General features: G+C 44.0%; 13 protein-coding genes and 1 pseudogene. 5 read left to right on the forward strand and 9 right to left on the reverse strand.

Going from position 1 to position 12,920, the window contains the following annotated elements; translation table 11 throughout:
• Positions 1-156 precede the first annotated feature (156 nt).
• The 4 genes from AC58P5_RS01960 to AC58P5_RS01975 all read right to left on the reverse strand — a co-directional run bounded on the left by AC58P5_RS01960 (position 157) and on the right by AC58P5_RS01975 (position 4,671).
• Positions 157-2,412 (reverse strand): ATP-binding cassette domain-containing protein, encoded by a 2,256-nt coding sequence (locus AC58P5_RS01960; RefSeq protein WP_497384244.1) that lies wholly within the window; start codon positions 2,410-2,412, stop codon positions 157-159.
• Positions 2,413-3,056: 644 nt separating this feature from the next.
• Positions 3,057-3,410, reverse strand: coding sequence for a hypothetical protein (locus tag AC58P5_RS01965; protein WP_497384245.1), 354 nt, complete (start codon positions 3,408-3,410; stop codon positions 3,057-3,059).
• A gap of 622 nt (positions 3,411-4,032) precedes the next feature.
• Positions 4,033-4,329 (reverse strand): hypothetical protein, encoded by a 297-nt coding sequence (locus AC58P5_RS01970; protein ID WP_497384246.1) that lies wholly within the window; start codon positions 4,327-4,329, stop codon positions 4,033-4,035.
• An 87-nt stretch (positions 4,330-4,416) separates the two neighbouring features.
• Positions 4,417-4,671, reverse strand: a complete 255-nt coding sequence (locus AC58P5_RS01975; protein ID WP_497384247.1) for a hypothetical protein — start codon at positions 4,669-4,671, stop codon at positions 4,417-4,419.
• Positions 4,672-4,975: 304 nt separating this feature from the next.
• On the opposite strand from AC58P5_RS01975, the gene AC58P5_RS01980 reads away from it, so the two are divergent.
• The 3 genes and pseudogenes from AC58P5_RS01980 to AC58P5_RS01990 form a co-directional block, all read left to right on the forward strand.
• Positions 4,976-5,458: a DUF2975 domain-containing protein gene (locus tag AC58P5_RS01980; protein WP_497384248.1), complete on the forward strand. Its 483-nt coding sequence runs from the start codon at positions 4,976-4,978 to the stop codon at positions 5,456-5,458.
• On the forward strand, positions 5,459-5,938 hold the full coding sequence (locus AC58P5_RS01985; protein ID WP_497384249.1) for a DUF2975 domain-containing protein: 480 nt from the start codon (positions 5,459-5,461) through the stop codon (positions 5,936-5,938). It begins immediately after the preceding gene.
• Between the two features lies 1 nt (position 5,939).
• Positions 5,940-6,038: pseudogene (locus AC58P5_RS01990) on the forward strand (helix-turn-helix domain-containing protein); the annotation flags it as partial.
• A gap of 145 nt (positions 6,039-6,183) precedes the next feature.
• Here AC58P5_RS01990 and AC58P5_RS01995 read toward each other — a convergent pair.
• The 4 genes from AC58P5_RS01995 to AC58P5_RS02010 form a co-directional block, all read right to left on the reverse strand.
• Positions 6,184-6,603 (reverse strand): SRPBCC family protein, encoded by a 420-nt coding sequence (locus AC58P5_RS01995; protein ID WP_497384250.1) that lies wholly within the window; start codon positions 6,601-6,603, stop codon positions 6,184-6,186.
• Positions 6,600-6,953 (reverse strand): ArsR/SmtB family transcription factor, encoded by a 354-nt coding sequence (locus tag AC58P5_RS02000; RefSeq protein ID WP_497384251.1) that lies wholly within the window; start codon positions 6,951-6,953, stop codon positions 6,600-6,602. Before AC58P5_RS02000 ends, AC58P5_RS01995 begins: the two co-directional genes overlap by 4 nt.
• 338 nt (positions 6,954-7,291) lie before the next feature.
• On the reverse strand, positions 7,292-8,017 hold the full coding sequence (locus AC58P5_RS02005) for a GntR family transcriptional regulator (RefSeq protein ID WP_497384252.1): 726 nt from the start codon (positions 8,015-8,017) through the stop codon (positions 7,292-7,294).
• A gap of 280 nt (positions 8,018-8,297) precedes the next feature.
• The gene (locus AC58P5_RS02010; protein WP_497386010.1) at positions 8,298-9,398 is read right to left on the reverse strand and encodes an amidohydrolase/deacetylase family metallohydrolase; all 1,101 of its coding nucleotides are present in this window, start codon (positions 9,396-9,398) and stop codon (positions 8,298-8,300) included.
• Positions 9,399-9,744: 346 nt separating this feature from the next.
• Here AC58P5_RS02010 and AC58P5_RS02015 point away from each other — a divergent pair, with 346 nt between their 5' ends.
• Positions 9,745-10,377 carry a type 1 glutamine amidotransferase family protein gene (locus AC58P5_RS02015; protein ID WP_497384253.1) on the forward strand — a complete coding sequence of 211 codons (633 nt, stop codon included), beginning with the start codon at positions 9,745-9,747 and terminating at the stop codon, positions 10,375-10,377.
• Positions 10,378-10,437: 60 nt separating this feature from the next.
• Here the strand turns inward: AC58P5_RS02015 and AC58P5_RS02020 are convergent, their stop codons facing one another.
• Entirely contained in the window at positions 10,438-11,301 is an 864-nt protein-coding gene (locus AC58P5_RS02020) for a hypothetical protein (RefSeq protein ID WP_497384254.1), read from the reverse strand.
• Between the two features lie 586 nt (positions 11,302-11,887).
• Between AC58P5_RS02020 and AC58P5_RS02025 the strand changes: the two genes are divergently transcribed.
• Positions 11,888-12,439 (forward strand): chorismate pyruvate-lyase family protein, encoded by a 552-nt coding sequence (locus AC58P5_RS02025; protein ID WP_497384255.1) that lies wholly within the window; start codon positions 11,888-11,890, stop codon positions 12,437-12,439.
• Positions 12,440-12,920: the final 481 nt, after the last annotated feature.

A 12,920-nucleotide genomic window follows, 5' to 3' on the forward strand; every position in this document is an offset into this window, starting at 1 on the left:
ACAGTCCTTAGCGTTTATTTTCATAAAATGTTGGCGGGGCCCCTTCTCTGAACCGCTTGCTTCGTTGCCGCGCATTGAAAAGGCTGCCGGTTCTGCTAGCTAGCCCTTAAGCCTTAACCGAATGTACTTATAAAGCGAATTGATGCATTACATCCCTTACATCAAATATTTTCCCGTTATCGACTGCTCCGCATGGATGATCTGCGGAGGTGTGCCCTCGAACACCACCTGGCCGCCCTTGCTGCCCCCGTCCGGTCCCATGTCGATGATCCAATCCGCTTGGCTGATTACATCGAGGTTGTGCTCGATGACGATCACCGTATTGCCGGCATCCACGAGACGGTTCATAATCTCCAGAAGGTGACCGATATCTGACATATGCAGGCCGGTCGTCGGCTCGTCCATCACGTAGATGCTGCCCTTCTTATGCAGCTCGCTTGCCAGCTTGATGCGCTGGCACTCCCCGCCCGAGAGCGTGCTGAGCGGCTGGCCGAGTGTAATATAGTTAAGCCCCACATCACTCATCGCTTGGAGTTTGCGCACAACCTCTTTTAGCTGGAAAAAATCCAATGCCTGCTCCACCGTCATCTCCAGCACTTCCGCAATGGACTTTCCGTTCAGCTTGTACGAGAGCACCTCTTCCTTGAACCGTCTGCCTCCGCATACTTCGCATGGCAGCTTCACGCTGTCGAGGAATGCAAGGTCTGTGTACACAACACCCAGCCCTTGGCAGTTCTCGCAAGCCCCCTTGGAGTTGAAGCTGAACAAGCCTTGATTGACTTTGTTCGCGGAAGCAAACGCCTTGCGCACATCGTCCATAATGCCCGTGTAGGTTGCGGGATTCGAGCGTGTTGATATTCCTACCGCCGATTGGTCGATGACGATCGCATCGGGATGCTGGCTGAGGAACACTTCGTTAATCAGCGTACTCTTGCCCGAGCCGGCGACACCGGTAACTAATGTGAGGACTCCGGTTGGAATATCTACACTCACGTTATGCAGGTTGTGAAGGGAGGCCTCCTTGATAGACAGCTTGCCGGATGGCTGCCTGCAATCGTTCTTCAGCCGGAGCGGACGCTTCATATGGGTACCTGTCAATGTATCTGCCTCCAGCAGGCCTTGGTAGCTTCCTTCATATACGATGGTACCGCCGCGGCTGCCGGCATGAGGCCCGACGTCGACGATATGATCCGCCACCTTGATTACATCGGGATCATGCTCGACAACGATCACGGTATTGCCTTTGTCCCGAAGCTTCTGTAGCAATTCATTCAACCGGTGTACATCACGGGGGTGCAGGCCGATGCTTGGCTCATCAAAGATGTACGTGACATCCACCAGACTGCCGCTCAGGTGCTTCACCATCTTGACCCGCTGCGACTCGCCGCCGGACAATGTATCCGTTTCGCGGTCCAGCGTCAAATAGTCAAGTCCGATATCCGCCAGATGCTGCAGCCGCTCTGTCAGCGACTTAACGATCGGCGCGGCGACAGAATCGTCAATCTCCCGAATGACGCGAATGAGCCGGCCGACCTCCATGGAAGACATCTCTGCAATATTGAGTCCATTGACTTTGCAGCCGAGCGCAGCCTGATTGAGTCTCGCGCCGTGGCAGCTGGAGCAGGGACCCTCGGAGATGTACGGTGCAACAGCTTTTTGTGTACGCTCGGACTTCGTCTTCACATCCTGCTTGATGTATTTGTTGGTGAACTTCTCAATGACGCCTTCCACGGTAATATTCGTTGCCTTCCCGGCGAAATCCATCTTCACTTTCCTTGCCCTGCCGTACAGAAGCTGCTCCAGGTCCTCTTCCGAATATTCACTTAGCTTCTTATCGGGATCGAAGGGTCCCGACTGCACGATCATGTTCCAATCCCATCCGTTCACCGAATAGTCCGGCAGCATAATTGCCCCTTCATTCAGCGACTTTGACATGTCCAGCGCTTTGCTCATGTCAATGCCTAATTTGCGACCGATCCCGTTACATTCGGGACACATGCCTTGCGGATCGTTAAAAGAGAACATGTGCGCTTGCCCAACATAGGGCTGACCCGCTCGCGAGAAAAGAAGACGGAGAATGGGTGAAATATCGGTAATCGTGCCCATCGTGGAATGGGAACCGCCGCCCAGGCGCTTCTGATCGACGATAACAGCCATGCTCAGGTTTTCGATCGCGTCCGCATCCGGCTGGGGATAGCGAGGCAGGAAAGTACGCACGAACATGCTGAAGTTCTCATTCAGCAAGCGTGTGGATTCCGCGGCAATCGTGTCGAAGACGATCGATGACTTGCCGGATCCGGATACCCCGGTGAATATCGTGATCTTCCGCTTGGGAATGCGCAAGGATACGTTCTTTAGGTTGTTCTCCCTCGCAGCCGAGATGACGATATATTCCTGATTAGATTCGCTCATAACTAACATCCTTCCGACAGTTAATTTCCACTTCTGTACACATTGTACCATCCGCCGTCCATAGAAAGCTCCAACCAGGGAGGTGATGCAATAGCTCTTCTCGGTTATTCAATTCGTATAAGTAAATGACAATTGATGTTTACAGATAGCTATCCCTCACACTCTTGACGGGTACTGAACTCCGGACTTTGTAAAGTACCCTTTTCGCGTTATTCACTTCCTCGCATAAGTATGGGGCTTAGCAAATGAGTTGATACCATACTAGCTTTATCCATACGTACCTAGTGTAAACCTATCACGAAACGACAAGAACTTGGCAGATTGTCCGGAAAAGACATTAAACCGGCTACAAACGATATGCAGCCGGTTTATGTTGATTCGGGTCAAGCATGTTCAACTATTGTACGCTTTATTGGACCGTTATGGGCAAATCCCCATTCAACAATGCGGTCCGTAATTCTATCGTATAAATCATCTTCAAGATACGGCACACGATAATTAAGCAAAGTATCTATATCTTTTCGTATTTCATTTAAAACAGTATAGTTACATCATGTCGGCAACCTCGTCTTCAAAAAGTTACTTAAGCCAACGTTTCATGTTAGCGTAGTACTCATTGTTTTCGTCTCGACAGCAATGAAACACTAATCTTCCGGCATTTTCCAACCCTTTTCCTCATCCCAAATGGCATCCGTATCATCTAGATGCACATGCCAATCCCCATTCGAAATACTTCTTCTAATATCCGTCAAACAGGTCAACCAATAAATCAGCGCATGCAATGTATCTTCAAAATCATCTGAAAAGGGCAGCTTTGTTGAACCTGCAAAGATCACTGTTGGTTCATCCTGATCATAGTCATAAACACAAAATGTTTCTCCAATATCCTTCATTTCAAAACCCGCATTGTATTTATCCATGATGGCCGTTATCTCTTGCTCCTCACTGTTGGTAAGGTTATGGTTTCTCGTACAAGTATAATAAACAGAAATTCCCATGCTACATTTCTCCTTTTTTCTCCGTCTATCAGAACCAATGTTACCGTATACAATTAATCGACGATGTTCACTTTTTTTGATCCCGTACAATTATACTTAAAGATTGTGAAACTTTCTTATATTTACAAAAAAGAGGCACTCTATCTACATGATGAAATGCCTCTTCAACTTCTTTTTCCAGCGGTAAGCGCAGTTACTTCCCTGTTTTGAATGACTTACAGAACCTTGTCTTCCTATAGTTTTAACAATTATCAATCAAGAACTTACGTTCCCATTATTGTACCATATTAATCCATTGTAAGTAAATATTCATTGCATTAAACTGCCCGTTACTTCAACGAACAGCAGTTTCAAGTCGCCGTCGCGGCACCTAACCCTGACATGATTCTTTAACTATCGTACTCCGTTAGCTTAATCTACGAGCTTTCCAGTAACTTTGCAACTCGCAAATTCTTTAATGGCGGCGGGTCTCCTCTTCCTGAAGACTGTCTAATTACATGCCAAAGGAGCACCGCTTGGCGCCCCTTTCAATAAACTATCGTCCCCGTTAGTTGAGCGCTTCCACTTTAATTCGGCAAAAGGGACAAGTTCTTGTCGTCCGACAACCGTGAACAACTGTCAGTCAAATTACTACCCCCAGTTTTGAAAGAAACCGATCCATTTCATCAAAATGTTCTCTGTCGCTTGAAGCATAAATCAAATCAAAATTATCGCCATTTTTCATCACCGTTATTACGCTGTCATCGTAATTCCCATAAAATTCGATACCAATCCAACGCCGAAAGGAAATTCCTTTGTTTTTAAAATTTTCACGAATAATACCCAAGTCGGTTTGTTTTATGGAATAGAACGATTCACAGCTGTATTCAAGAGCGAATACGGTTTGCAAATAGGCCATCGCATGAAAAAAATCGGTCAATGTTTCAAATTCCTTTTTCCATACCTCTTCATCGTAACTCATATAGACAGGGGGATTGGACTTGGATAAATCGTTCTTATGGATTCCTCAGACACAGACACGCTGATTTTCGCAATAAAAAATTAAATATTCGCTATGGTTGAAGTATTGGAATTGCTCGGGCTTGATTAAACTATCTTGCGTATGATTCAGCCGCTCGTCTTTACCGAGTTCCAAATAATAATCTATAAACACCTGGGGCAATTCACCAAAATTATTTTTAATGGTTTGTATCTCGTCAGGACTAAACCCGTTTCGTTTTGTAATATGAAACAGCTTTTTAATCATTGTAAAATCAGTCATCCGCGTCACACCTTATTCTTGTATAATTTTCCAACGGTTGACTTAGGAATATTCCAAGTCGGTCTCCTTAACCATCAAGGGGGCATGCTATACACCCATTTTACCATATCTTTACTCCGCTATCCTGCCCGTTAGTGTAGCGAAGAGCTGCCGCGTGGCAGCCCTTTAGGCATTGAACTATCGTTACCCGTAAGTCGGATATTTTAATAACAATAACAATATAATAAAATACAATATTAAATTATTGTAAAACGATAAATCATATGCTAAAATCATGTTGTCTTAAATAAGTGAGGTGTTTTAAATGAATGTTAAACGAGGTTCAACCAATTTCTTGAAGGTAATTATTTTTCTGGCTGGAATTGCAGTGCTTGCTTTGTGTATCTATTGGTTGCCTGAAGTAACGAGGAGAGATGCCATAGCAAATCCAGATTACCATTACCAGGTTTACCCCTTTTTAGTATGCGCGTATGGAATCTGTATTACGTTTTCTGTTGCCTTGTATCATGCATTTAAGCTATTAACTTATATCGAAAGGAACCATGCTTTCTCCGAGTTATCCCTTAAATCTTTGAAGGTTATAAAGAGATGTGCCTTTACAGTCATTTTCTTCATTTTGTTAGTGATAGTAAACTTAATGGTGCTTGCTAAAACCACAGGAGATGACGCAGCGGGTCCGATATCGCTAAGTCTAATGGGTATTTTTGCAACAAGTATTGTTGCAGTCATTTTAGAAGTTCTTCAAAAACCAATAAAAAATCTCCTGGATAAAAAAGAGGTGTTATAAATGAAAAAAGCATCCACATTGTTTTTAAAATTAGCGGTTATTCTTGTGGGGATTCCAGTTCTTGCTCTGTGTATATTTTTAGTGCCTAATGTAGCGAATTTTGCATCCGAATTATACCCAAATATCGCTTCAATGAAATATCTCGTTTTCATCCTTATGTATGGAGCGGCTATCCCTTTCTATTTTGCTCTCTATCAAGCTTTCAATCTTTTGCGTTATATGGATACAAGCAAATCATTTTCGCAATTATCAGTAAATGCATTAAAGAATATAAAACAATGTGCGATCACCATCAGCAGTTTATATGTATTAGGCATGCCACTCATTCATTTTATAGCGAAGAAAGTTGACCCTCCTATTGGATTATTGGGACTCATCATCATTTTTTCTTCGTTGGTTATCGCCTTTTTTGCTGCTGTCCTACAACGGCTTTTGCAAGAAGCGATTAACATAAAATCAGAAAATGATTTGACGGTCTGAGGTGGAGGATATGGCAATTATTATTAATATCGATGTGATGTTAGCAAAACGAAAAATGAGCGTAACGGAGCTTTCGGAGAGGGTTGGAATTACTATGGCAATTTAACTAACGGGTACGATAGCTTAATAAACCGCCCTTTACGGGGCGGTTATATTTTTGGTTGAAAATCAACATTGAGAATTAACATAGCCATTTTCATAGTAGTTTTAGCTTTTAGGAAAGAGATCGCTAGCACCGAATGTGGTTATTGTTCCAACACTTTTTCAAGCCCGCCGCACCATTTAGTCCAGCCATACTTGGCTCCATTAAGCGCTTGATCGTTTGAGATGCCGGTTTGTTCGAGATGAAGGTTAACCTTCCCGCCCCCTAAATCTTCCAATGTCCAGGTGACCGTGTGTTTCTCTCCGCTGGCCCAAGTATACGCCAAGCGGTTGGGTTCATCCACGACAAGCACTTCACCTTCAATAATTCCGTTCCACCATTCGGTCGGCTGCGCACGGAACTGAAAACGGTGTCCTACGACGGGCTTAAAATCATTCTCCATCGCCTGACCGGTATGGATGTCGGCCACCCACTTGGCAAGCTTGCTGGAGTCGGTTAAAGCAGACCAAAGCTTTTCAATCGATGTCTTGTACTGAAAATCAAGAGATAATGTTAAACTCATTCTTCTTCCTCCTCTAATAGTTGGTTCAAGCGCAATAAATTCGTACTCCAGAACTTGCTGTAAAAAGATACCCAATCTTGAATTTCTCTGAGTGGAGAGGCGTTTAGCCTAAATCGTGTTTCACGGCCGACTTTTCGGTCGATTACCAGACCGGCCTCTTTCAGGATTGTCAAATGCTTGGATACCGCTGTACGTCCCATTTGAAACTGTGCCGTTAATTCATGAAGAGGTATCTCTTCTGCCTGAGCTAACAGATGAATTAGCCGGCGCCTTGTTGGATCTGCAATCGCGTCAAACACATCCCGCAACTGATGGTCCTCGCTCACAACACCCTCTCCTAAGTAAAACATTGATTCCTTAATTGGACACCGTTTGGTGACACATTAATTATATGACACCTTTTGGTGTCGTGTCAATAAATTTTAAAAACCCTGCCTAAAAACTGTCAGTCAGCTATGCTAGCGATAGAAATCCCCCTGAATGAAGGGAAATCCCGCTAGCTTCGATTGAGGACTGTGGCCATAATGGATGCGCAATACTATCGGTTTGGCGGCTGGAAAAAGGCTAAGTTCTAACGGGCATGCGCCAAGCTTACTCATACAGACAAACGTCTGCCAAAGCCGTCTTTATTCGGCTTTTGGCAGACGTTTGTTTTCCTTCATTAATTCGATTTCGGTTGACTTGCCGGCTAAACATTATAATTTACAACATAACTTTGCATTCCCGTATTATAGTAGCCTTCGCTGTATTCGATCACATCGCCCGTTTCATTATAGGAATATCGCAATCTTTTCAATAAAGGCGTTTTCTCCCGCACGCGTAATTTCTCCTCTACAAGAGAAGGGGCAAACGCTACCGCAAAATGATCCCGATATTTCGCTAACGTGATCTCCTGCTCCTCAAGCCACTCGTACAGAGACTGAGCATTCAGGTCCGATTGTTCGATGTCTCCGATTCGCATGGTCAAATAATGCATGTAATGGATATAGGGTACGTCATTAAGGCAATACAGACGTTCTATGCGGACGCACTGTGCTCCAAATAGTTGATGCGGTTCCGTGCCTTCTTCCGTCCGGATCACTTCGACTTGCAACAATTGCTTCTGGACCTGATTGCCTTCTTCGACCAATAGCTCTGTGAACCGTTTCCACGTAGACAGCTTGGAAGTGGCCGTATTGCGGATTACCTTCGTCCTTTTGCCGCTGCCCTTTTCCAGATAACCCTCTTGGCACAGTTCTTTGATAGCGTTGCGAATCGTAATCTTGCTGACGTCGAACTCCTGCTCCAATTGGGGCTCAGAAGGGATATTCGTTTCAATAGGATACACGCCGTGCAATATTCTATCCTTCAAAATATTTTTGATTTGCAAATACAAGGGCCTTTGGTTCCGGGATAAGTTCACTACTGCGTCCACTACCTTTCTAAGTTCCCTACTGAGCCGGACGTGGCCCGGAGTAGTTCATACACCGATGACTTCAGAGTATTTCCCGCGGCCGTGTACGCGAACATGGCTGCCGCTGCGGCAAACTCAACTGTTCGGGCAGCCGGAAGAATCATTCCAACTCGCCATGCACGATCTCGCTCAATAGGCATCTCCAGTCTAAATTCTATCATAAATGGAGAACGCGAGCGTTCCGGAAACATTAATTACTCATTCGTCCGCTTAGATTAATGACGCGTTTTAAACCTCGTATTTAACATTCTATGTAAACACCATTCACAACGACTCCTTTGGCTTCTATGCTCCTATCTGCTGTACGCTTGTCCCCTTCCGAATCCACGAGTGTAATCGGATCATCCCGAAGGGCGAACAAAGTTAAATTGGCAATGTCCCCGACTTGTATCCGGCCAAGCTCCGGTTTTCCGAGCCAATTGGCCGCGTGTTCCGTAACGGCAGCTATCACTTCCTCAAGCGAGTATCCCAAGTAAAGAAATTTCGAGAGAACATGGGCCATATTGTACACCGGACCATTTAATCGGTTTCTACGGTATATGTCCGTACTGATTGTGTTAAAACCGATGCCATGCTGCTTGGCTGCCTCGGCAACTCTAAACGAAAAGCTTGCTGAACCATGACCGACATCCAAATTCACGCCGCGTTCAATGGCATCAACTAACACTTGAAGAGGATTGCCCTGATCATCGAAGAGATTATTCGGTTTCCCGTTCAGGTAGTGCGTGATAATATCTCTCTTCTCTAATAGGGGGACGATCTCCTCAATGCTTGGCGGCGCGGACCCGATGTGCACCATTAACGGCAGTAATGTTTGATCGGAAAGAGTCCGCGCAAGGCGCAGAGGTTCGATGCCGCTTTCACCCACTACGCTTTTGCTGATTCGCGCTTTTAATCCCACTATGAAATCTTTGTGCTCGTTTACCGCCTGTACGACTTTTGTCGTATCTATCCATTCCAAATTAGATAATTCATCGATTCTTTGCAATCCTACTCGCGAAATGTTCAGAAAGGCGAACAAGTTGGTTTGGGCATGTTGTTTGCTTGCGGCTAACTCGGCAATCCGGTCCGCCCCGCAGCTTCCCGCATCCACGAGGGTCGTTACGCCCAGCTTAATTCCGATTTCATCGATTTCATCGCCATAGGGTTCAAAATCGGGAAACGCATGGACGTGCATATCAATCCAACCGCTCGATATGTAAATGCCGGAGCAGTCTTTCACTTGCTTTCCTTGTCCACTCCCGGCTGTTGTTACTTCGGTAATTTTACCGTCCTCGATTACGATATCGATAGCTTCTCCATTCACGCGCTTTAGATTACGTAACACAAATGGCTCTTGCATCGGCTCATACATGAACTTCACCCTTTTCCTTGGCTTTAGTTAAGAACGCTTGCAAATAGATTATTCTCTTACGGGTTTTCTAGATAGGTGTACAATCGTATTGGGCGAGCAAATTAATTATAACGTTATAATGTTAATGTAGCATGCCTAAAGATTAAAGTAAATATAACGTTATAACGAGTTGACTAAATATCCGAAAAAGACGCTTGAAAAACAAAGACGTTACATGATAGCTGCTTCTAACGAAACTAATAAAATTTCATCAAATAATATAACTTCCCTGACGTTAACTGTCAGGGAAGTTATATTACGATAGCTATATCAATAGTGATTGGAGTGGTATCGGATGCAACCGAATAAAGTTTATCTTTATGTATTTAATACAATGTCTGACTGGGAATATGGATATTTAATGGCTGAACTAAACTCGGGAAGATATTTCAAAAAAGATTTGGCACCATTAAAAGTAGTTACCGTAGGAGCTAATAAAGAAATTATTGCTACGATGGGAGGACTCAGCATACAACCAGATATTTCCCTAGAGGAGTGTACGCTTGAGAATAAAGATCTTTTAGTTTTACCTGGAGGGAATACTTGGGGAGAAGATATTCATCAACCTATCTTGAAAAAAATCGGCGAAGCTTTAAAGCTTGGCACTATTGTTGCAGCGATTTGTGGCGCGACTGAAGGACTAGCGAATGCTGGTTACCTAGATTCCAGAAAACATACAAGCAATGACTTAGAGTACCTTAAAATGGTCTGTCCTAATTATAAAGGAGAAGAATTTCATGAGATGGGACCTGTAGTATCCGGTGAGAATTTGGTTACTGCATCGGGAGTAGCTCCTCTGGAATTCGCGATGGAAGTACTGAAAAAATTAGATGTATTTGCACCCGATACATTGCATTCATGGTACAACCTAAATAAAACTTATCAACCCGAATACTTCTTCCAGTTAATGAATTCAATAAACAAATGAGCTAAAAAAACAACTTAGCGGTTTTATGCCTTGATGTGAAACATGCACCTGCTAACTATTTTATAAATAATCTCCAAATAGCTCCGTTATGATCTCTTCATTTAGCTTTAAAGATCCTCGCCAGCCTGCCCAAGGCATTTCCATATCCGAGCGTCCTTTCGTGTTATTCAGCCGATCTTCACAGGAAGCAATATCTCCAAAATCGGTCCACGAATAAGGGTTCAACGTTAAAAACGGATTCGGTATTACACCCACAATCGCCAAGGAATCCAATATACCTCGCTTGGTATATTTGTCGCCGCTTAAAATCTTGGCGGATGTTAAACGCTTTTCGAATTGGACCGGTGTTTCGTCCTCGGAGGCGCTCCGGAGCAAATCCAGTAGTTTAGAAAACGTTTGAATATCTTGCTCTGTCGGTTGCACAACAGGGGCGTTTAAAAGATGTTTCAGGTTAAGGTATGCGTAGTAGGGCTCAGATGTATAGGCATGTCCAATATTGAGACAGTATTGAAAGTAAGCGTCATTTTCAAACCGTGGCTCGTCTTTTCCCTGACAAACCCAGCAGCAGGCTAAGCGTCCTTGCTGATCGTAATTATGCATAGTCAGCGTATTCAATTTGTGCCATGCCGATAAAATAGAACGCCCTCGGGGATAACTTCCGCCAACTCCGGCAATGAAATTTTCTATACACCTTTGTTTGCTGAGAGTTGGGTTTTCTTTCAACGAAAGCAGCTTTTGCAAAATGTCATCATGATTAGCAAAATATACGATAGCATTGGCACTCCACCCATATTGCTCCAGCAGTTCACGCTCTTTTTCAGAGAGTGTATGTTCAGTATAGATGGAAACCGAACGTTCGCGGTCATAGTCGTAATTGTCGGACCGATATAGTTTTTTGAGTATGCGCATGATTTGCGGTGTCATAAAATCCATCCTTTCGCAGCAGCAAACCGGAGGTCTTATCCTCCTGTTTGTCTGTTTTAGAGAGCATACAATTTTCCTCTCCAATTGCTCTGTTCAGATTACAATAGCACGAGCCGGTATTTTTTCCAATATAAGAACCCGCAATCTGAATGTCGGCGATTCCAAAGGTAGATAGGAGTGGGGTTCAACTGCCTGGCCATGTTCTGCTCGCAAATGAAATCTTTGAATTCATTCCGCCCTACGGATGCCCGTACTTTATCCCGCCCCCCTTCCTTATTACCTACAGGTATAGTGAAAAAAATGTTATTTTCAAGCAAATATGATATTTTTTAAATATATAATTCGGCTCCCTTAATCTTGCAAGAGTCAATAAATTTGGTGAAAAATAAAAATCATGCTTTAAGATACTGTCGAAAATGCTCCGGTAAAAACGAAATAATTACCGATTCTTATATCTTATACAGGAAGTTATCCACGTGGACGACCTTCTTATTATTCCTATTATTGCTAGCTTCCTACTAATAAATTGAAAAATTACCCATTTTATATATAATCAAGAGTAAGAAACAGAGATAAAGGAGGCAATATGACAAATTACTCGGACAACGAACAGGAGAAGCTCCTTATATCCGATCTTCTGCTGAAAACGGACGGGACAACAACCCGCACGATCGAGATTATCGTTCGTAATGAAGTGAATATTCATGTTTATGAACATGAACGGGCAGCTCGGGAATCCGTTCCGGAAGACGTCCGGCAAGCTTTTCCGGCCAACGGGCAGTTCATCAGACGCCTGTCGAGCCTGACATTGCCCGGCTGTGTGTTATCCTACAATATTGTGTATGCAAACCTGCTGACACTCCCTGCAGATTTGGCCCGGCAGCTTGATAACCGGCAGTTTCCGCTTGGTAAACTTCTGGCTGAATATCCGAGCCGAAGGGAAATAACGGAGACAGGAATCGAACACAGAAGCAGCATGGAAGCATTCGCACCGCATTCCCTGACCGCTCCCGCTTACCTTATGAAAAAATATAAGATTATGGGGGGAGATTCGTGCTGGTTCTACCTGATCGAATATTTTGATCTGGACGCCATTGTCCGTTCCGCTTCCCGCATTACCTCCGCCAGCGGACAATAACTCTAAACTCGAATGGCTTCGAGGATTTGGCCTTTTTCTTTACTAACGATTTTGTACCATGTCATGAATGGACGAGCCTATTAATCTGGTTGGCCAAAAGTTGCCGTTCCTTCAGCTATCACCTGCACTTTGGACACGGACCCAACTCGCGCCGGCACGCCGGTGCGAATTGGTAGTTCCACCAATCCGATCGTACTGCCTCCACGATGTTACGTTAAATGGCGAATTTGGCCGATTGTAACACGCCCTTGTCATCGGCAATGAGTACAAGTTCTTGTCCTACAACAACAGCTTATTTTCCTGATTCTTTTTTTTCTCGAAAAAAATAGAGTTTAATACACTCTTGAAAAAAAGAATGTATTAAACTCTTTGTTTATTTAACGCAAGAGTATAATTTTAATAGAGTACGTACTTTACATAATTTGTGTCGTAGGAGTACAATGCCCCCGTACCAAGCAATTTTACCGCAGTAATATCGAAG

The sequence above is a fragment of the Paenibacillus sp. JT31N7 genome (assembly GCF_059692095.1).